At 71.3% G+C, this 18,502-nt stretch carries 16 protein-coding genes; 7 read left to right on the top strand and 9 right to left on the bottom strand.

From position 1 onward, the window contains the following. Positions 1 to 35: 35 nt before the first annotated feature. The gene (locus SS2_RS01565) at positions 36 to 1,058 is read left to right on the top strand and encodes a glycine betaine ABC transporter substrate-binding protein (protein ID WP_066460636.1); all 1,023 of its coding nucleotides are present in this window, start codon (positions 36 to 38) and stop codon (positions 1,056 to 1,058) included. A gap of 6 nt (positions 1,059 to 1,064) precedes the next feature. Here SS2_RS01565 and SS2_RS01560 read toward each other — a convergent pair whose 3' ends face one another. The 7 genes from SS2_RS01560 to SS2_RS01530 all read right to left on the bottom strand — a co-directional run bounded on the left by SS2_RS01560 (position 1,065) and on the right by SS2_RS01530 (position 8,292). Beyond that, the gene (locus SS2_RS01560) at positions 1,065 to 1,688 is read right to left on the bottom strand and encodes a hypothetical protein (RefSeq protein ID WP_066460635.1); all 624 of its coding nucleotides are present in this window, start codon (positions 1,686 to 1,688) and stop codon (positions 1,065 to 1,067) included. Then, positions 1,685 to 2,257 carry a TerD family protein gene (locus SS2_RS01555; RefSeq protein ID WP_066460634.1) on the bottom strand — a complete coding sequence of 191 codons (573 nt, stop codon included), beginning with the start codon at positions 2,255 to 2,257 and terminating at the stop codon, positions 1,685 to 1,687. The genes SS2_RS01560 and SS2_RS01555 overlap by 4 nt, the downstream gene beginning before the upstream one ends. 11 nt (positions 2,258 to 2,268) lie before the next feature. Then, a complete protein-coding gene (locus tag SS2_RS01550; RefSeq protein WP_066460633.1) occupies positions 2,269 to 2,724 on the bottom strand; it encodes a hypothetical protein in 456 nt (151 codons plus the stop codon). Between the two features lie 61 nt (positions 2,725 to 2,785). Further along, positions 2,786 to 3,985, bottom strand: coding sequence for a toxic anion resistance protein (locus tag SS2_RS01545; RefSeq protein ID WP_066460632.1), 1,200 nt, complete (start codon positions 3,983 to 3,985; stop codon positions 2,786 to 2,788). A 160-nt stretch (positions 3,986 to 4,145) separates the two neighbouring features. Then, complete coding sequence (locus tag SS2_RS01540; protein WP_066460631.1) at positions 4,146 to 5,663, bottom strand: dihydrolipoyl dehydrogenase family protein; 1,518 nt, start codon at positions 5,661 to 5,663, stop codon at positions 4,146 to 4,148. Between the two features lie 115 nt (positions 5,664 to 5,778). Continuing rightward, positions 5,779 to 6,555 (bottom strand): VOC family protein, encoded by a 777-nt coding sequence (locus tag SS2_RS01535; RefSeq protein WP_066460630.1) that lies wholly within the window; start codon positions 6,553 to 6,555, stop codon positions 5,779 to 5,781. 135 nt (positions 6,556 to 6,690) lie between these two features. Next, positions 6,691 to 8,292: an MFS transporter gene (locus SS2_RS01530; protein WP_066460629.1), complete on the bottom strand. Its 1,602-nt coding sequence runs from the start codon at positions 8,290 to 8,292 to the stop codon at positions 6,691 to 6,693. 75 nt (positions 8,293 to 8,367) lie between these two features. Here SS2_RS01530 and SS2_RS01525 point away from each other — a divergent pair, with 75 nt between their 5' ends. From SS2_RS01525 to SS2_RS01510, 4 genes are all read left to right on the top strand, one after another. Continuing rightward, the gene (locus SS2_RS01525) at positions 8,368 to 8,922 is read left to right on the top strand and encodes a TetR/AcrR family transcriptional regulator (RefSeq protein WP_066460628.1); all 555 of its coding nucleotides are present in this window, start codon (positions 8,368 to 8,370) and stop codon (positions 8,920 to 8,922) included. A 198-nt stretch (positions 8,923 to 9,120) separates the two neighbouring features. Further along, a complete protein-coding gene (locus SS2_RS01520; protein ID WP_245643277.1) occupies positions 9,121 to 12,540 on the top strand; it encodes a glycoside hydrolase family 9 protein in 3,420 nt (1,139 codons plus the stop codon). Between the two features lie 86 nt (positions 12,541 to 12,626). Continuing rightward, a complete protein-coding gene (locus tag SS2_RS01515; protein WP_083941512.1) occupies positions 12,627 to 13,724 on the top strand; it encodes a LacI family DNA-binding transcriptional regulator in 1,098 nt (365 codons plus the stop codon). Between the two features lie 157 nt (positions 13,725 to 13,881). After that, positions 13,882 to 14,055 carry a CsbD family protein gene (locus SS2_RS01510; protein ID WP_066460626.1) on the top strand — a complete coding sequence of 58 codons (174 nt, stop codon included), beginning with the start codon at positions 13,882 to 13,884 and terminating at the stop codon, positions 14,053 to 14,055. Positions 14,056 to 14,154: 99 nt separating this feature from the next. Here SS2_RS01510 and SS2_RS01505 read toward each other — a convergent pair whose 3' ends face one another. Then, positions 14,155 to 14,670 (bottom strand): MarR family winged helix-turn-helix transcriptional regulator, encoded by a 516-nt coding sequence (locus SS2_RS01505; protein WP_066460625.1) that lies wholly within the window; start codon positions 14,668 to 14,670, stop codon positions 14,155 to 14,157. 138 nt (positions 14,671 to 14,808) lie between these two features. Continuing rightward, positions 14,809 to 16,416, bottom strand: coding sequence for a methyl-accepting chemotaxis protein (locus tag SS2_RS01500; protein WP_066460624.1), 1,608 nt, complete (start codon positions 16,414 to 16,416; stop codon positions 14,809 to 14,811). 158 nt (positions 16,417 to 16,574) lie between these two features. Here SS2_RS01500 and SS2_RS01495 point away from each other — a divergent pair, with 158 nt between their 5' ends. Further along, a complete protein-coding gene (locus SS2_RS01495) occupies positions 16,575 to 17,558 on the top strand; it encodes an asparaginase domain-containing protein (RefSeq protein WP_066460623.1) in 984 nt (327 codons plus the stop codon). Positions 17,559 to 17,716: 158 nt separating this feature from the next. After that, positions 17,717 to 18,502, top strand: a complete 786-nt coding sequence (locus tag SS2_RS01490) for an acetoin reductase (protein WP_066460622.1) — start codon at positions 17,717 to 17,719, stop codon at positions 18,500 to 18,502.

The following is an 18,502-nucleotide window of genomic DNA, read 5'->3' as shown; positions in this document are numbered from 1 at the left end:
GCCGCCGCCGAACCGACTGACCCCGAGGAGCACACATGCAGCTACGGACCTCCACCCGCTCCCGGGTGGCACTCGCGTCGGGAGTCCTCCTGCTCGTGGCAGCCTGCGGGTCGCCCGGGTCGTCGGGCGGCGCCTCGACCTCCGCGACCAGCACCAGCAGCAGCGCCGCCGGCGCCCTGGAGACCTGCGAAGCCGTCCCAGGGGACTCCTTCGTGGCCCTGGTCGACGACCAGAACCTGCAGAACCCGGACAACGTCATCCCCGCCCTCAACGCCGAGGCCGCAGCCGCAGACCCCGACCTCGTCGCGGTGCTCGACACGGTCTCCGCCGTCCTCGACACCCCGGCGCTGATCGAGCTCAACAAGGCCGTCAGCGTCGACCGTCAGGCCCCGGCGCAGGCCGCAGCGGACTTCGTGGCGGCTCAGGGGCTGGACTCCCCGGAGGCGGTGGGCGAGGGGCGCTCGGTGGTCGTGGGAGCACCGAACTTCGACGAGGGCCAGGTGCTGGCCAACCTCTACGCGACCGTCCTGACCTCCGCGGGTTACTCGGTGACCGTCCAGGACATCGGCAACCGCGAGCTCTACCTGACCGACCTGGAGTCCGGCGCGCTGACCGTCGTCCCGGAGTACGTCAGTACGCTCACCGAGTTCCTCAACACGTCCGTCAACGGCGACGGCGCCACACCGGTCGCCTCGAGCGACCTCGATGCGACCCTCGGCGAGCTCACCACCCTCGGGGAGGGCGTCGGGCTGACCTTCGCCACACCGGCTGACGCGCAGGACCAGAACGCCTACGCCGTCACGTCCGGCTTCGCCGAGGAGCACGACGTCGCCACCATCTCCGAGCTGGCCGAGGCCTGCGGCGGGATCATCCTGGGCGGACCGCCCGAGTGCCCGGAGCGGCCGTTCTGCCAGATCGGGCTGGAAGACACCTACGGGCTGGACATCGCCAGCTTCGTCTCCCTGGACGCCGGCGGGAACCTCACCAAGCAGGCGCTCTCGCAGGGCGCGATCACCCTGGGCATGGTGCTCTCGAGCGACCCGGCGCTCGCCGGCTGACCGCGCTCAGAAGCCGTACGCCGCGCGCACCTCGTCGAGGTGGGCGTACGGCTCGGCGTCGTAGCGCAGGAACAGCTCGCCCCCGAGCTGGTAGATCGCCAGCGCGGTCATCTCCGCGTCGCAGCGGATGACCGTGTCGTCCACGAGGACCACCGAGACGGTGTCAGCGGCCGGGAACCAGAAGACCACCCGTCGCAACGACCTGGCGTGGCGCAGCCCCAGCACGAAGCCGGGCTCCTTGTCCGGGGAGACCAGCGGGCGCCGGCCCGCGTCGAGCGGCACCCGGTCCAGGGACCCGCGGCGCAGGTCGTCCAGCTCCCACAGGACGTCGCACCCGGTGGGGTCACCGTCGATGACCACCCGCAGGGAACCGACGGCGGACTGCAGCCGGGTCAGCGCGAGCATCGGGTGCGCGGCGTCCAGGTGACCGGCGGTCTGGACCCGGGCGACCCCGTAGGCGGCTGCCGCGTCCCGCGAGGCGCGCTCGGTGGCGGCCGCGGTCGGGGTCAGGCTCAGCGGCGTGGACGCCGGGACGCTGGTGGACGCCGGACGGCGCGGGGGGCGGCGCCGCAAGAAACCGTCGACGACCGTGCCGCGCCCGTCCGGGGTGGGGGACAGGCCGTGGCTCACAAGGTGAACCCGAAGTACTTCGCGACGTCGCGCACGCCGCCGGCGTAGCCCTGCCCCACGGCACGGAACTTCCACTCGTTGCCGCGGCGGTACAGCTCGGCGGCCACGACAGCGCTGGTGGGCCCGAGATCCTTGGTCTCGATCTCGTAGCGCAGCGCCTCGGCTCCGCTGCGGTCCAGGACGCGCACCACGGCGTCGCGCACGCCGTCGAAGGTTCCCGGGTTGCGCAGGTCCGGGTTGACGTAGAGGACGAAGGCGATGCTCATGACGTTGGACGGGATCTTCGCCAGGGACACGTCGATCTGCTCCTGGTCACCTCCCGGCAGCGAGCCGTCCGGCTCGTAGACGACCTCCTCGTCCGGGCTGAGCATCTGGTTGAAGAAGACCACGTGCTCACCAGAGACGGCCTTGCCGTCCTGGCCGCAGACGATGGCGCAGGCGACCACCTCGGTGGCCGGTCCGTTGCTCTGGACCACGGTCCAGGAGAAGCCGACAGTGACCTGGGAGACCGCCGGGAGGAGGTTGGTGACCGAGGCGTTCGCACCTCGGACGAGTGTGACTGGAGACATGTGTGCTTCGCTCACCCAAACTTCTCGCGGAGAAAACGGCCGTTGATCTCAAGCTGTGCGCTGTCGTGAGCGTAGACCGCCTCGGCCATCGCGTGCGCCCGGTCCAGGAGCAGCTGGAGCTGCGCCACGAGCTGAGCGTCCTTGACCTCGGGCGCGGCCCGTGAGGCGAGGTAGGCGTTGACCGTGGAGGGGATGTAGTCCTTGAGCATGAACTCGATCGCGATCTGCTCCTCCACCGTGGGCGGGGCCACCACGGTGTGATCGAGCAGCTCGGTCAGGTGGTCGAGCATGGCGAAGAGCTGGATCGAGGCCTGGACGGGCAGCTGCCCGCCGCTGCGACGGGTCGATGCCACGAGCGCGCGGACCCGCTCGGTCATGTCCTCGTGGAAGGACCGCTCCGGGGCGGGCGGCGAGGGTGGGGGGACCGGGGCTGCGGGCGCCTTGAAGCGTCCGAAGAGCCAGCTCATGGTCTCCCCTCCTCGTCAGTCGCGTGCGCGGTGCGGTCAGTGGTGCCCGGTGCCCGCTGGGTCAGGGCGTGATCTCGTTGCGGGACTGCGCCCGCTCGAGGTAGGGCTGGGCCCGCTCGATCTGGCCCTGCAAGGAGGTGATCGTCGTGGCCATGGACGTGGCGGCCTCGGCGCGGAAGGTGTCGATCGCGTCCATCGTGGCGAAGACGTCCTGGAAGGCCTTCTCGAGCTTCTCGACCTCGATCGTCGAGGCGGCGGCCTGACGGTGGATGTCAGCCGACTGCGTCTTGAGCATCTCGGCGTTGGAGGCGATGAGGTCGCTCGTGGTCTTGTTCAGCGCGGTGATCTGGTCCAGCACGAGCCGCTGGTTGGTCAGCGCCTGAGCGACGATCACCGCGGTGCGCAGCGCGGAGAGGGTCGTGGTGCGAGCCCGGTCCACTCCCTTGATGAGCTCGACGTTGTTGGCCCGGACCATGTCCATCGCGAGGTAGCCCTGGGCGGAGACGGCCAGCTGGGTGAGGATGTCCTCGTGGCGCTGGCGGACGGCGAAGAGCACGTCGGAGCGCATGGCCGTGGCCTTCTCCGGCGAGGTGGCCTCGACCTCGGTGATCTTGGCCTCGACGGCGCGGTCGAGGTTGGAGAGCAGGATCGCGTACTCCGAGAGGGTCCCCATGGTGTTCCACAGGTTCACCTTCTCCTGCTCGATGCTCGCGTTGTCCTTGCGCAGCTCGTCCTGGCCGGCCTCCAGGGCGCGGGTGATCGAGTCGAGCTGGGACTGTGCGGACTTGTACTTCTCGAAGTACCGGGCGATCTTGGACCCGCCGGGGATGAAGCCGAGGATCTTGCGGGCGCCGGTGAGGTCAGCCCGGTTGGGCGTGAGCTCCTCGACCTGGAACCGCAGGTCGGTGAGGGTCTTGGCGACCCGCGCCTGGGCGTCTCCGCCGTCGCCGTTGCCCTTGGCCGCGGCCAGCGCGGAGGCCGGACGCTCGAGCATCCGGTTGGAGGCGTTGGCCGCCGCGGAGATCTCGGTGCGACCGAGGTTGGTGATCTCGGTGATCTTGGCCTGCAGCTCGGGGCTGTTGGGAGTCATGGTCGCGAGCTCGGCCGCATACGCGGTGGCGGTCGCGGTGAGCTCTTGCTTGCGGGCGTCCTCGACCGGCAGCATCCCTTCGACCTGGGTCGGCTGCACTGCGGCGACCGGGGCTGGGGCCTGGAGCACGAGGGAGGCGCTGGGGGGCGTCAGGGACACGCTGTCGGTCATCGGGCTCTCACTTCTTCACATGGTGAGTGGCGCCCCCGGGCAACGGGTATGAACGCGCTGCGTCCGGGTGGCATCGGATTCCGCTTCAATCCGCGATTGTACCGTTCTTGGTGGGACCGTGGCGGGACGTCCGGCCCGGTGGACCGGCAGCACGCCGGGTCTAGAGGCCCGCTTCTTCGAGGAGGCGCAACCACACCTCGGAGACGGTCGGGTAGGCGGGGACGGCGTGCCAGAGCCGCTCCAGGGGCACCTCGCCGACGACGGCGATCGTGGCTGCGTGGAGCAGCTCCGCGGCCTCCGGCCCGACGAAGGTGGCGCCCACGACGAGTCGGGTGTCCGTGGTGACGACGAGCTGGGCGGTCCCGGCGTAGTCGTCGGACAGCAGGGAGGCCCCGGCGACCGAGGCCATGTCGTAGCGGACCGTGCGGACGTCGAGGCCGGCGTCGCGCGCCTGTTGCGCGGTCAGCCCGACGCTGGAGACCTCGGGTCGGGTGAAGACCACCTGCGGGACGGCGCCGTGGTCGGCGGTCGCCCGGAACCTGCTCCACGGTCCGGCGGCCTGCTCGCGCGCGCGGGCGTCGGTGCCCACGGGCCCAGGCCCCTCGGCCGGCGTCGGGCCGAAGCGCGCGGCGACGACGTCGCCGGCCACCCGTCCCTCGTACTTGCCCTGGTGCGTCGTGGCGACCCGCCCGGCCACGTCCCCGACGGCGAAGAGCCACCCGGTCCCGGCTCCGCCGGGCTCGACGAGCACCTCCATCGCGTCGTCGACCGCGAGCGGCACCCGCGGGTCCAGCCCCACGTGGTCCAGGCCCACCCCGGTGGTGGCGGGACGGCGGCCGGTCGCGACCAGGACCCGTGCGACGTCGAGGGTCGAGCCGTCGCTCAGGTGCAGGCGGGTGGTGTTCGCCGAGCCGTCCGACGCCGGTGGCGCGTCGTCGCTCGCGCGGGTCACCTCGGTGCCCAGGCGGACGTCGACGCCGAGGTCGGTGAGGGACGCGGCGACCGCCTCCCCGGCGAAGGGCTCGGCCCCGGTGAGCAGCCGGTCCCCCCGGGCTACGACGGTGACGCGGCTGCCGAGGTCGGTGAAGGCGGTCGCCATCTCGACCGCGACCACCCCGCCGCCGATGATCGCCAGGGACGGGGGCACCGCGGCGACGGAGGTCGCCTCGCGGCTGGTCCACACCTCGCTGGCGTCCAGGCCGGGGACGGAGGGGATGACCGGTGTGCTGCCGGTGGCCAGGATGACCGCGTGCCGGGCGGTGAGCGTGGTGCAGGCGCCGTCCGGGTCGGTCGTCACGGACATGGTCCGCGGTCCGGTGAAGCGGGCGCGGCCGCGGACCAGCGTGATCCCGGCGCTCTCGAGCCAGCTCACCTGGCTGTCGTCGTGCCAGTGCGAGGTGAAGCTGTCACGCCGGGCGAGGACGGGCTCGGGTTCCAGGGTCCCGGCGACCATCTCCGCGACCCCGGGGACGCCGCGCGCCGCAGCCAGCACGGCCCCTGGGCGCAGCAGCGCCTTCGAGGGCATGCACGCCCAGTAGGAGCACTCGCCGCCGACCAGCGCCTCCTCCACGATCGCGACGCTCAGCCCGGTGCGCCCGGCACGGTCGGCGGCGTTCTCACCCACCGCACCGGCGCCGATGACGACGACGTCGAAGGTCTGGTCGCTCGTTGCGTTCACGGTGCTCCCTGGTCTCGTGCCTGTTCCGCTCTGGTCTCCATCGTCGGTCCCTGAGGGCGGCGGCGCAGCCCGAGGGGCCTGGTGGGGGAGAGGGTCGGGAGCGGGGAGGAGAAGGTCAGGACGGCAGGGACTTGAGCTTGAACTTGGCGCCGGTGGGGTCCGCCGCCGTGGCCAGCTGCCCGTAGGGCGTCTCCTCGAGCTCTTGCACCACGCTCCCGCCGAGCGAGGTGACCTGCTCGAGCGTGGCTGCGACGTCCTCGGCACCGAAGTAGACCTGCCAGGCGGAGGGGGCGCCGCTGGGCAGCAGCCAGGCCGAGCCGTCCATGATGCCCGCGCGCTGGACGCCGTCGACGAGCAGCACGGAGTAGCGGAAGTCGTCGGAGTCGCCCATGACCTGGGTGTCCCAGTTGAAGACCCGGCGGTAGAAGGCGACCGCCTCGGTGTAGCTCGTGGTGTGCAGCTCGTGCCACACGGGGGCGCCGTGCTCCTCCAGGACCCGGTACCCGGTGTGCTCAACGGCCTGCCACGCGCCGATCTCCGCGCCGGAGGGGTCGGTGAGGACGGCCATCGTGCCCTGCGTGCCGACCTGCATCGGGTCGACGCGGACCTGCGCGCCGGCGGCCAGCGCCGCGGTGGTGGTGGCTGCGGCGTCGGGGGTGGCCAGGTAGGTGGTCCACGCGTCGCGGTGGCCGGACCCGGCCGCGTTCTGCATCATCCCCGCGACCGGCAGGCCACCGCGGAAGCACGTGATGTACCCGCCGTAACCGGGGCCGGCGTCGACGGCGTCCCAGCCGAAGATCTCGCCGTAGAAGGCGGTCGCCCGGGACGGGTCGGAGGTGGCCAGGTCGATCCAGCAGGGAGCACCCAGGGGCGCGGACTCACGAGTGGGCATGGCGGTCTCTCCGTCGGGCTGCGCTCACCGGAGCCGGGCCGGCGTCTGGCCGGGGGAGCGGCGTCGACACCAGCGTCGTCGCATGGCCAGCGTAGATCGGTGCGCCCTCCCCGTCGCGGGGAGGGCGCACCGTCCTCAGCGCTCAGGCGCGGGGACGGTGGCCGTCGCCCGGCGCGAGCCGGAGCGCAGGGCCAGCCCGACGCCGAGCGCCGCGGCGACCATGAGCGCCAACCCGATGCCCGACGTCGCCACGACACCCTGGGAGAAGGCGTCGCGCGCGGCGTCGACGAGGGGACCGGCGACGCCGGAGGGGAGGCTCTCAGCCACGTGCACCGCCCCGCCCAGGGTCTGGGAGGCGGCGTCGGTCGTGGCGGCGTCGAGCCCGGCAGGCAGCTCCAGGTGGGTGCGGTAGAACACCGCGAGGACGCTGCCGAGCACCGCGACGCCGAGGGAGGCGCCGAGCTCGTAGGCAGTCTCGGAGATGCCCGACGCCGCACCGGCGCGCTCGGGCGGCACCGAGGCGAGGATGGCGTCGTTGGTGAGCGTCTCGGCGAGCCCCGCCCCGCTCCCGACCAGCACGAAGAGCGCCACGATGACGCCGACCGAGGAGGACCCGGTGATGGTGGTGCCCACGGCGTAGCCCCCGGCGGCCAGCAGCAGACCGGCCGGGACGAGGACCCACATCGGGGCCATCTTGGCCAGGGCGACCGCGGCCAGGCCCATGACGACCGAGGCCACCGCGCCGGGCAGCAGGTACCAGCCGGCGGTCATGGGCGAGAGCCCCAGGACGAGCTGGAGGTACTGGGAGACGAAGAAGACCAGGCCAGAGAAGGCGAAGACGGCCATGAAGTTCGCCGTGACCGACGCCGAGAACACCCGGCTGCGGAAGAGGCGGATGTCGAGCAGCGGGTCGGAGCGCCCGATCTGGCGGCGGACGAAGACGATCCCCAGGACCACGCCGGTGGCCAGCGAGGCCAGGGCGAGCGGGGTGGCTCCGTGGGTGGAGACGGTCTTGATGCCGAAGACGAAGGGCAGCATCGTCGAGATGGACAGCACGACGCTGAGCGGGTCCAGCCGGGCGGCGAGGGGGTTGCGGGACTCGGGGATGAGGAACGGTGCGGCCACGAGCAGGGCGACCAGCACCGGGACGTTGAGCAGGAACACCGAGCCCCACCAGAAGTGTTCGAGCAGCCAGCCGCCGACGATCGGGCCGAGGGCCGCCCCGGCGGAGAACCCAGACGCCCAGACGGCGATCGCCAGGCGGCGCTGGTTGTCGTCGATGAAGAGGTTGCGCAGCAGCGACAGGGTGGAGGGCATGAGCATCGCGCCGAAGAAGCCGAGCAGGGCGCGGGCAGCGATGAGGTGGGAGGCGTCTGCGGCGAAGGCGGCGTACACGCTGACCACGCCGAATCCGGCGGCGCCCAGGAGCAGCAGGCGACGGCGTCCGACGCGGTCGCCGAGGGTGCCCATGGTGACGAGCAGGCCGGCGAGCATGAGCGGGTAGATGTCGACGATCCACAGCAGCTGGGTGGCGCTCGGGGAGAGCGCGAGGCTGAGCTGAGGGATGGCGAAGGACAGCACCGTGTTGTCGATGCTGACCAGGAGCACCGGCAGCATGAGTACTGCGAGAGCGAGCCACGCGCGCTTCCCGGCGCGTGCGGGGGTGTGCTCCGCAGTGCTGGTCGCGGCGCTGTGGGCAGGGCGCGGCGCGGTGGTGGGGGACTGGGTGTCGGGCATGGCTTCGCCTCCTTCGTGAGTTGGGCCGCGGACTACTGTACCGGCTGGACGGTACTGTTGACCTAGGATGAGGCTGTGTCTTCCACCACCAGGCGTTCGTCCACCCGCCCCCCGGCCACCCGTGACCTCATCCTGGACGCGCTGGAGGCGCTGCTCCTGGAGGGTGGGTCGTCGGCGGCCACCCTCGAGGCGGTCGCCGCCCGCGCCGGCGTCTCCAAGGGCGGGCTGCTCTATCACTTCGGCTCCAAGGAAGCGCTCTACGAGGGCTTCCTCGCCCGGCTGCGCTCCCACGCGCAGGAGGATGCCGAGCGCACCCGCACGGCTCCGCAGGGTCCGATCGCCGCCTACCTCGACGTCTCCACCGTCCCCGACGACCCCGGTACCCGGTCCGTCCTGGCGGCGCTGCGCCTGGTCGGTGTCCAGGAGGTGGACGTGGAGCAGGCGCTCGCTGACACCTTCGAGTTCTGGTACGCCGTGATCGCCCGGGAGATCCCTGACCCGACGCTGGCCCGGCTCGTCCAGCTCGTGGGGGACGGGCTCTACCTGCACGCGCTCATCGGTTCGGTCCGGCCCCACGCCGACCAGCTCGTCATCACGCGGATCATCGAGCTCGTCGCCGACTCGCGCTGAGCGTCCCCCTGCGCGCTGCTCTGCTCCTGGCCCGGTAGCTCGGGCTCGGGAGGCGACCGATCGTCGCACCCAGAACTGGAAGCGCTTCCAGCCCTTGTCCAGTCGTGCAGACTAGTGTTTACTACGGAGCACCTCATCGAGCGGCGAGCGCCGTCCCCTCACGCGTGGTAGCGCTCCCATGAAATGTCTGGAGACATCGTGGTTTCCCTTCGTCAGGCGCTCCGTGCGCGCACCGGCCCAGTGGCGGGAGCGGCGGCATCAGCCCTCCTGCTCGCCGTCGCAGTGGTTCCCGTCGCGGCAGCGGCACCCCTCACCTCAGTGCACGACTTCACCGGCGGCGACACGCACGGCTGGTTCGCGTACGCGAACGCCGGCACCGTCAGCACCTCCGCCACCGACGGGGAGTTCTGCGTCGTGGCTCAAGGGGGCAGCGTCCCGTGGGAGATCGCGGCCCAGCTCGACGACGTCACCTACGACCGCGACGCCACCTACTCGGTGTCCTTCGACGCCCACGCGGACAGCCCGGTCAGCATCCCGATGCAGGGCGGTGCGGGGTACCCCGCAGCCTTCGGGCACACCGTCACGCTGGACGGCACGTCGACGCCGCAGCGCGTGAGCTTCACCTTCTCGCCGGCACAGTGGCCCACCAAGGCGCAGGACCCGGCCTCCCCACTGGAGGAGTCGTGGACGACGACGGACACCGGGACCATCTCCTTCCAGCTGGGCGCCCAGGCGGCGCCGTACACCTTCTGCTTCGACAACGTCGCGGTCACCAGCACCACCACGCCGCCCACCACACCACCCACCACGCCTCCCACGACGCCTCCCACCACGCCGCCGTCGCCCACCCCGGAGCAGGTGGTGGGCGGTGACTTCGAGGACGGCACGATCGCGCCCTTGTACGCGACGGGCCCCGGGGTCACGGCGTCGGTGACCGATGGCGTCCTGTGCACGGCTCTCGAGCCCGGCACCACCAACCGCTGGGACCAGATCATCGGCTACGGCGGCGTCGTCCTCGAGCCGGGCACCACCTACACGGTCTCCTTCCGCGCCAGCGCCTCGACCGACCGGCCGATCCGCCTGGTCCTGGGTGACGACGACCCCCCCTACGGGGTGCTGTTCGAGCAGAATCCGCCGCTCACCTCCACGATGACGGCGTACTCGTACACCTTCACCGCCTCTGCGGGCTTCCCGCAGACACCCGGAGAGACCCCGCCGAGCGGTGACCTGGGCTTCCAGGTGGGCGGCGCGACCGAGGCCTGGACGTTCTGCCTCGACGACGTGTCCCTGCGGAGCGGGACGTCGGCCGGTCCCTACGTCCCCGAGACCGGTCCCCGGGTCCGGGTGAACCAGGTCGGCTACCTCCCCCAGGGTCCCAAGCGCGCAACCCTCGTCACCGAGAAGACCGAGCCGATCGGCTGGGAGCTCCAGGACGCCGCCGGCACGCCGGTGACCTCCGGGCAGACGACGCCGGCCGGGGTCGACCCGACCGCCGGCGTGAACGTCCACACGATCGACTTCAGCGCCGTCACCGCGCGCGGCACCTACACCCTCGTCGCCGACGGCGAGACGAGCTACACCTTCACCATCGACGCCGACATCTACCAGCAGCTGCGCCACGACGCGCTCAACTACTTCTACCCCGTGCGCAGCGGCATCGCGATCGACGGGTCGGTCATGGTCGGCCAGCCGGACGCCCACGAGTTCACCCGCCCCGCGGGCCACGTCAGCCGTCCCGGCGACGGCCCCAACCAGGGCGACGTGGACGTCGCGTGCCTCACCCCGGCCACCGAGGGCGAGTACTGGATGTACGGGGACTGGACCTGCAACTACACCGCCGACGTCAGCGGCGGCTGGTACGACGCTGGAGACCACGGGAAGTACGTGGTCAACGGCGGCATCGCGGTGGCACAGATCCTCAGCACCTACGAGCGGACCCTCTACAGCCCCACCGGGGCCGGTGCGGACCTCGGCGACGGCAGCCTGAACATCCCGCTCGACGAGAGCGCCAACGGCGTCCCCGACCCGCTGGACGAAGCCCGCTGGGAGCTCGAGTGGATGATGGCCATGCAGGTCCCCGCTGACGCAGACATGTACGCGGGCATGGTCCACCACAAGGTGGCTGACGCCGACTGGACCGGCCTCCCGCTGCTGCCCTCCGACAGCACGCAGGAACGCTACCTGCACCGCCCCTCCACGGCGGCGACCTTGAACTTCGCCGCCGTCGCGGCCCAGGGCGCACGGCTGTGGGCCGAGTACGACCCGGAGTTCGCGGCAGACCTGCTCACTGCGGGCCAGGTCGCCTGGGACGCGGCCGTCGCCACGCCGGACCTGTACACGCCGGCGCCCAACGCCGACCCGAGCCCGGGCAGCGGCCCGTACAACGACGACTCGGTCGGTGACGAGTTCTACTGGGCGGCGGCCGAGCTCTTCCTGACCACCGGTGCGCAGGAGTTCGAGGACCACGTGCTCGCGAGCGAGTACAACACCGCCGACATCTGGACGGCCGGTGGCTTCAACTGGTTCGAGACGGCGGCGCTGGGGCGGATGAACCTGGCGACGGTCGAGTCCGACATCCCCGGACGTGACCAGATCCGCCAGTCCGTGATCGCAGCGGCTGAGCGGTACCTCGGCTGGCAGCAGTCCCAGCCTTTCGGCACCGCCTACCCCGGCGCCGACGGGATCTACGACTGGGGCTCCAACAGTGCGATCCTCAACAACCAGGTGGTCATCGGCACGGCCTTCGACCTGACCAGCGACCAGCGGTTCGCCGACGGCGTGCTGGAGGCCATGGACTACCTGCTCGGCCGCAACGCCCTGAACAACTCCTACATCACCGGCTACGGCCACGTGTACTCCAAGAACCAGCACAGCCGGTGGTTCGCCAACTCCCTGGAGCCCTCGCTGCCGAACCCACCCCGCGGGTCCGTCTCCGGTGGCCCCAACTCCAACGCCGGCACCTGGGACGACGTCATCAAGATGCGGTACAGCGCGGACGCCATGTGCGCTCCCCAGCTCTGCTACGTCGACGACATCCAGTCGTGGTCGACGAACGAGATCACCGTGAACTGGAACTCCGCTCTCTCCTGGGTCGCGTCCTTCGTCGCAGACCAGGGCGACGGGGACCGGTCGGGAGCGGGCCGGGTGGTCCAGGTCCTCGCCCACCCCGACGACGCCACGGCCGTCGACGGCGCGACGGTCAGCTTTGTCGCCGAGGCGACGGGCGACTCCGCCCCGGTGGTGCGCTGGCAGCAGCGCGTGGACGGCGTCTGGGCGGACCTCGCCGGGGCGACGTCACCGACGCTGTCCTTCGCAGCCCGCTCGGGTGACGACGGCCGTGCGTACCGGGCGGTGTTCGCCAACGAGTTCGGCGCCTACTTCACCGACCCGGCGGCTCTCACAGTCACCCCGCGCCCGGCGCAGGTCGTGACCCCTGAGCCGAGCGCCCCAGCGCCGCTGCCCTCGACCCCCGCACAGTCCCCGCCGGTGGTCACCGCGGGACCGGGCAGGCTGCCCACCACCGGCGGGGAGGTGCGCTGGATCGTGCTGGCCAGCGCGCTGCTGCTCGCCGCGGGCAGCGCCGTCACCCACCTGACCCGTCGCTCCAGGCCGGAGTAGCCCGCTCCACGGTGCGGCGTGCCTGCCGCTCCTCCTCCGATGTCCCCCACGGCTGGTGGAGGAGGAGGGGCGGTAGGCTTCCAGCCATGCAAGACCCCACGGACGGTCCAGAGCGTGCCCCCGAGAGCGCACCCCGGCCGGCCCCGGACGATCCCCATGCCCGTCCGACTCTCGACGAGGTGGCGCGCCGAGCCGGCGTCTCGCGCTCCGCGGCGTCGCGGGCGATGAACAACACCCGCCACGTCAGCCCCGCCAAGCGCGAGGCTGTCGAGCGGGCCGCCCGGGAGCTGGGTTACGTCCCGAACGCGACGGCGCGCGCGCTGGCGACCAGCAAGGCCGGGTCGGTGGTCCTGGCCGTCGTGAACGAGGACCCGGACTTCTTCGGTGATCCCTTCTTCTCCCAGGTCATGGTCGGGGTGGCCACCGCCCTGGAGCGCTCGGAGCTGGACCTGACGCTGATGCTCGCCTCCTCGCCCGCCAGCCGGGCCCGGTTGGAGCGGCTGCTGCGGTCTCGTCGCTCGGACGGGGTGATGCTCATGGCCTTGCGGGGGGACGACCCGCTGAACCGCGTCGCGGAGACCACGGGCCTGCCCGTGGTCCACTGCGGTCGCCCGATGACCGGTGAGCCGCGCTGGTATGTCGACGTCGACAACCGAGGCGGCGCGCGTCAGGGGACCGAGCACCTGCTGGCATCCGGGCGTCGGCGCATCGCGGCCATCACCGGACCGATGGACCAGGAGGCCGCCGTCGCGCGGCACCGCGGTTTCACCGACGCCATGGCGGTCGCGGGCCTGAGCGTGGACCGGGTAGCCCACGCGGACTTCACGCACGCCGGTGGCGTCCAGGCGATGACCGCGCTGCTGTCCGCTCACCCTGACCTCGACGCCGTGTTCGTCGGCTCGGACAACATGGCGGCCGGTGCGATCCGTGCCCTGCAGGCCCACGGGAGGTCCGTGCCCGAGGACGTGGCGGTCGTCGGTTTCGACGATCTCAGCATCGCCCAGCAGACCTCACCGGCGCTGACGACGATCAGCCAGCCGATCCGTTCCCTGGGTCACGAGATGGCGACCATGCTGCTGCGCCTCATGGAGGGCGAGAGCCCGAGCCCGATCATCCTGCCCACCCGCCTGGTGGTCCGTGACTCGGCGCCCGCCGCCGGTGGGGAACCCTCCTCCAGCCGGTGACGAGGGCGGTCTCCGGGGGTGTCTTCCCAGGTCTGGGCGTTGGTGCCGGGAGGGGCGGGGCTGACGTTCCGGATGCGGGTGCGTCGGGGTCGACGTACGGTCGAATGGAACCGCGCGACGACCGTGCGGCACCGCCAACCGAGCACTAGGAGGATCCATGGGCATCGGAGACAAGATCAAGAACGCCGCCGAGGACGCGAAGGGCACGGCCAAGGAGGCCGCTGGACGCGCGACCGGGAACGAGCGGCTCGAGGCCGAGGGCAAGGTCGATCAGAGCAAGGCTGATCTCAAGCAGGCCGGCGAGAAGGCCAAGGACGCCTTCAAGGACTGATGACGACAGCGCTCACGCGCTGACGACGCGCAGAGCCCGCCCCGGATGCCGGGGCGGGCTCTGCTGCGTCGTGGGCCTGTGTCGTCGGAGGCGCGAGCGTCAGCCGCGGGGGGCGTTGGCGGAGATGTCGCACTCGCCGCTCGGGTCGATCTGCGTCTTGATGACCGAGCACGCCTCACGCAGGTGGGCGGACTGGTCGGGGTCGAGGGCGTCGAAGACAAGGCGCCGGACGTTGGCGACGTGACCGGGGGCGGCCTCGACGATCTTGGCCAGGCCGGTGTCGGTGAGGATCGCGTTGGTGTGGCGGCGGTCGTGCGGGCTCGGTTCGCGGGTGACGAACCCCTGCTTCTCCAGGCGCTTGACCACGTGGGAGAGCCGCGAGAGGGAGCCGCTGGTGAGCTTGGCCAGCTGGCCCATGCCCAGGGTCCGGTCGGACTGCTCGGACAGCATGGCCAGCACCATGTACTCGTAGAAGCTCAGGCCTGCGTCGCGCTGGAGCTGGGCGTCGAGCGCGGACGGCATGCGGATCATGATCTCGGAGAACTGCAGCCAGGTCTCGTTCTCGTCGGCACTCAGCCAGCGCGGGGCGTCCAGGGGGGCGGGGTCGGCGCTCATGGGCTCTATTCTACGGCAAACGTTTGATGTTTCAAATGTTCTGGGACGGATGGGACCAGCCGGACATGCCGCAGGGGATCCGCAGGGGAGCGGCCCACGGCCGGGGCGCACGTCCCCGGCCACGAGCCCGTCCTGCGATCAGTAGGTGAAGGTGCCCACCGCCGTGCGCAGGTCGGCCGCCATCTGGGAGAGGTCGCTGATCGCGGAGCTCGCCTGGGTCAGCGCCTCCGTCGTGGAGCGGGCGGCGTCGGAGACGCCGGTGATGTTCTCCGCGATCTGCCCTGCGCCGGTGGCCGCCTCGGTGACGTTGCGGGACATCTCGTTCGTGGTGGCCGTCTGCTCCTCGACCGCCGAGGCGATGGTGAGCTGGTGGTTGTTGATCACCGCGATGACGCGGGAGATCTGACCGATCGAGCCGACCGCGCCGGCGGTGTCTGACTGGATGGCCTCGACCAGCCGCGCGATGCTCTCCGTCGACCGGGCGGTCTCCTGGGCGAGCTCCTTGACCTCGGAGGCCACGACCGCGAAGCCCTTGCCGGCCTCGCCCGCCCGGGCCGCCTCGATGGTGGCGTTGAGGGCGAGGAGGTTGGTCTGCTCGGCGATCGAGGTGATGACCTTGACCACGTTGCCGATCTCCTGGCTCGACGTGCCCAGCTTGGCCACGGTCTCGGTGGCCTCCTCGGCTGCGCCGACGGCGGAGGCCGCGACGCCCGCCGCCTCGGTCGCCGAGCTGGAGATCTCCCGGATCGAGGAGCCGATCTCGTCCGCGCCGACGGCCACGGTCTGCACGTTCGTGGAGACCTGCATGGCGGCGGCGGAGACCACCCCGGCCTGGGCGGCGGTCTCCTCCGCGCCGGCAGAGATCTGGTTGGTGGTGGCTGAGAGCTCCTCCGACGCCGCAGCGACGGCGTGGGAGGACCGGGCCACCGTGGTCATGACCGAGCGGAACTGCATCAGGGCGCGGTCCAGCGCCGCCCCCATGCGCCCGATCTCGTCCTGCGTGGTCAGGCCCGTCGAGTGGGTCAGGTCGCCCTCGGCCATGTGCTCGATGACGGTCTCGACCTGCGCGGTGCGCCGTGACACGCCGCTCGCCACGTACCAGCCGAGGGACAGCGGTGCGAGCGCACCGACGACGAGGATGGCGATGGACAGCTTGCGCTGGTCCTGGAAGGCGTTCTCGGAGGCGTCCACGGCGTCCTGGCCGCTGGCGGTCTCGGCGTCCTTGATGATGGCGATGAGCTCGCTCATGCGCGTGGTCAGCGGCTCACCCTGGTCGGCGTTCACCGTGGACCACGACTCGATGTTGTTGGCGATCGCGTGAGAGGCCAGCGCCCCGCGCTGGAGGGCGAGGTAGTCGTCGATGGTCAGGTGCAGCTCCTCCAGAGCCTTCGCCCGGGTGTCGTCCAGCGCGATCGCCCCGTAGTTCGCGGTGGCCTCGTCGAAGGTCGCCTCGATCTCGTCGAGGGTCGCCAGCTCCGCCCGGGTCTCGGCGGGGTCGGCGGCGATGAGCGCGTCGCGGACGGTGAGCCTCATGTTGTCCACGGCGATCTCCATGTCGGCGGCGTACGCCGTGCCCAGCAGGTTGACCTGATACAGCGTCCGCGTCGTATAGGTCGCCGTCGCCAGGGACGTGACCCCCAGCGTCCCGACGATCACCGCCACGAGCGCGGCGATGGTGACGGTGGCCAAGATCTTGGGCCGGATGTTCTGGTTCTTGATGAAGGACAACAGGGAGCGGGCGCGCATGAGATCTCCGATGGGTACGGCGGGCGGGCGGGAGCCCGTGGGCCGGGGGACATCGATGTAGATCGGGCGCAGCGGCCTGCTTATGATGAGTCTTTGGTCATGGGGCTTCCCGCAGGCCAGATGCATCTGCCCGGGAAGCTTGAGGAGAGGACCCTCTCATGACCACCATCGCCCTCATCACCCTCGGTGGGACGATCAGCTCGGAGTCCACCGCCGCCGGCCCCGGTGTGGTGCCGGTGACCGGCGCCGACCTGCTGCGCCAGGAGATCCAGGCCTGGGTCCCCGAGGTGGACCTGGTCGCCCACGAGTTCCGGCTGCTGCCCTCGGCATCGATCGCCCTGGCCGACCTCCTCGAGCTCACCGCCTTCATCGCGGCCCTGCCGCCCGACGTCGACGCCGTGGTCGTCTCCCAGGGGACCGACACCATCGAGGAGACGGCCTTCGTCCTCGACGTGCTCGGCGCCGCCGCGCGGCGGCCGGTCGTGGTCACCGGTGCGATGCGCAACCGCGCGAGCGCGGGCCCGGACGGTCCGGCCAACCTCGTCGCCGCGGTGCTCGTCGCCGCGAGCCCGGACGCCCGGGGCCTGGGCGTACTCGTCCAGTTCGCCGACGTGGTGCACGCCGCGCGCTGGGTGCGCAAGGCGAGCACCTTCCACGTGGACGCCTTCAGCTCCGACCCGCTCGGGCCTGTCGGCCTGATCAGCGAGGCGCGCGCGCACCTCGAGCTCAGCCCCCGTCCGCGGCCCATGCTCGCCGCCCCAGCGCACGCGTCGGCGCGGATCGCCCTGGTCAGCGCGGGGATCTCCGACGACCTCTCGCTGCTCTCCGGCCTGGCCGGCGCCGGGTACGACGGCGTGGTGCTCGCCGGGGTGGGTGGCGGGCACGTGGCAGCCGACGCCGTCGCGCAGGTGGAGCGGGTGGCCGCGGAGCTGCCGGTGGTGCTGTGCAGCCGGATCGGCATCGGCCCGGCGCCGACCGCCACCTACGGGTACCCGGGCGGGGAGATCGACCTGCTGGGCCGCGGGCTCATCCCGGCTCGGATGCTCTCACCGGTCAAGGCGCGGCTGCTGTTGGCGTTGCTGCTCGGAGTGGGTCTGGCGGGAGACGAGCTCCGCGAGGCCTTCGACCGCTACGCTCGGTAGCGCCCTCGCGTGGCTCCACGATGCCGCCTTGCGGCGTCGGGCATGGCTGTCACGATGGATGAAGGTGCCGTACGCGCCTGCGGCGAGCTGCACTGTGCAGCGCTAAGGCATCTCGCGCTCAGGACCTGGGCGTCGACCTCCCATGCAAGGAGTCGAAGATGTCAGGTGAAGGAAGAGTTGCTCTGGTCACCGGCGCCAGCCAGGGGATCGGACGAGGGATCGCGCTGCGCTTGGCTCAGGACGGGTTCGACGTCACGGTCGTGGACCTCGCCACCCAGGAGGACAAGGGGCTGGAGGTCGTCCAGGAGATTCACGACCTCGGCCGCAAAGCGATCTTCGTCGCAGGGGACGTGTCGAGGCGCGACGACGTCTTCGCTGCGGTCGACCAGGCGGTCGACTCCCTCGGCGGCTTCGACGTCATGGTCAACAACGCCGGCATCGCTCAGGTGAGACCTTTCCTCGAGATCACGGAGGAGGATCTGGAGACGATCTACCGGGTCAACGTGCACTCGGTCGTCTGGGGGATCCAGGCGGCTGCCGCCAAGTTCGACCAGCTCGGGCACCCCGGCAAGATCGTCTCGGCGGCGTCGATCGCCGCGATCCAGGGCTTCCCGATCCTCGGTGCCTACTCGAGCACCAAGTTCGCGGTCCGCGGGCTCGTGCAGACTGCCGCGCAGGAGCTCGCGCCTCGAGGCATCACGGTCAACGCCTATGGTCCCGGCATCGTGGGGACGAGCATGTGGGACCTGATCGACGCCGAGCTGAGCAAGGTCAACGGCAAGCCGATCGGGCAGAACCTCAAGGAGAACGTCGAGTCGATCGCCCTGGGGCGGATCGAGACGCCGGAGGACGTCGCCAAGGTCGTGTCCTTCCTCACCGGCCCGGACTCCGACTATGTCACCGGCCAGGTCCTGCTCGTCGACGGCGGGATGCTCTACAACTGA

This window comes from Sanguibacter suarezii NBRC 16159, from assembly GCF_001552735.1.
In the GTDB taxonomy this organism is placed as follows: domain Bacteria; phylum Actinomycetota; class Actinomycetes; order Actinomycetales; family Cellulomonadaceae; genus Sanguibacter; species Sanguibacter suarezii.
The sequence above is the reverse complement of the archived record's forward strand: the minus strand, read 5'-3'. Positions and strand labels throughout refer to the sequence as shown.

Bases quoted from the DNA above. Each gene is read 5' to 3' on its own strand.
- SS2_RS01565 (WP_066460636.1), top strand. From the start codon at position 36: ATGCAGCTACGGACCTCCACCCGCTCCCGGGTGGCACTCGCGTCGGGA.
- SS2_RS01555 (WP_066460634.1), bottom strand. From the start codon at position 2,257: ATGTCTCCAGTCACACTCGTCCGAGGTGCGAACGCCTCGGTCACCAAC.
- SS2_RS01550 (WP_066460633.1), bottom strand. From the start codon at position 2,724: ATGAGCTGGCTCTTCGGACGCTTCAAGGCGCCCGCAGCCCCGGTCCCC.
- SS2_RS01545 (WP_066460632.1), bottom strand. From the start codon at position 3,985: ATGACCGACAGCGTGTCCCTGACGCCCCCCAGCGCCTCCCTCGTGCTC.
- SS2_RS01535 (WP_066460630.1), bottom strand. From the start codon at position 6,555: ATGCCCACTCGTGAGTCCGCGCCCCTGGGTGCTCCCTGCTGGATCGAC.
- SS2_RS01530 (WP_066460629.1), bottom strand. From the start codon at position 8,292: ATGCCCGACACCCAGTCCCCCACCACCGCGCCGCGCCCTGCCCACAGC.
- SS2_RS01515 (WP_083941512.1), top strand. From the start codon at position 12,627: ATGCAAGACCCCACGGACGGTCCAGAGCGTGCCCCCGAGAGCGCACCC.
- SS2_RS01510 (WP_066460626.1), top strand. From the start codon at position 13,882: ATGGGCATCGGAGACAAGATCAAGAACGCCGCCGAGGACGCGAAGGGC.
- SS2_RS01505 (WP_066460625.1), bottom strand. From the start codon at position 14,670: ATGAGCGCCGACCCCGCCCCCCTGGACGCCCCGCGCTGGCTGAGTGCC.
- SS2_RS01500 (WP_066460624.1), bottom strand. From the start codon at position 16,416: ATGCGCGCCCGCTCCCTGTTGTCCTTCATCAAGAACCAGAACATCCGG.
- SS2_RS01495 (WP_066460623.1), top strand. From the start codon at position 16,575: ATGACCACCATCGCCCTCATCACCCTCGGTGGGACGATCAGCTCGGAG.
- SS2_RS01490 (WP_066460622.1), top strand. From the start codon at position 17,717: ATGTCAGGTGAAGGAAGAGTTGCTCTGGTCACCGGCGCCAGCCAGGGG.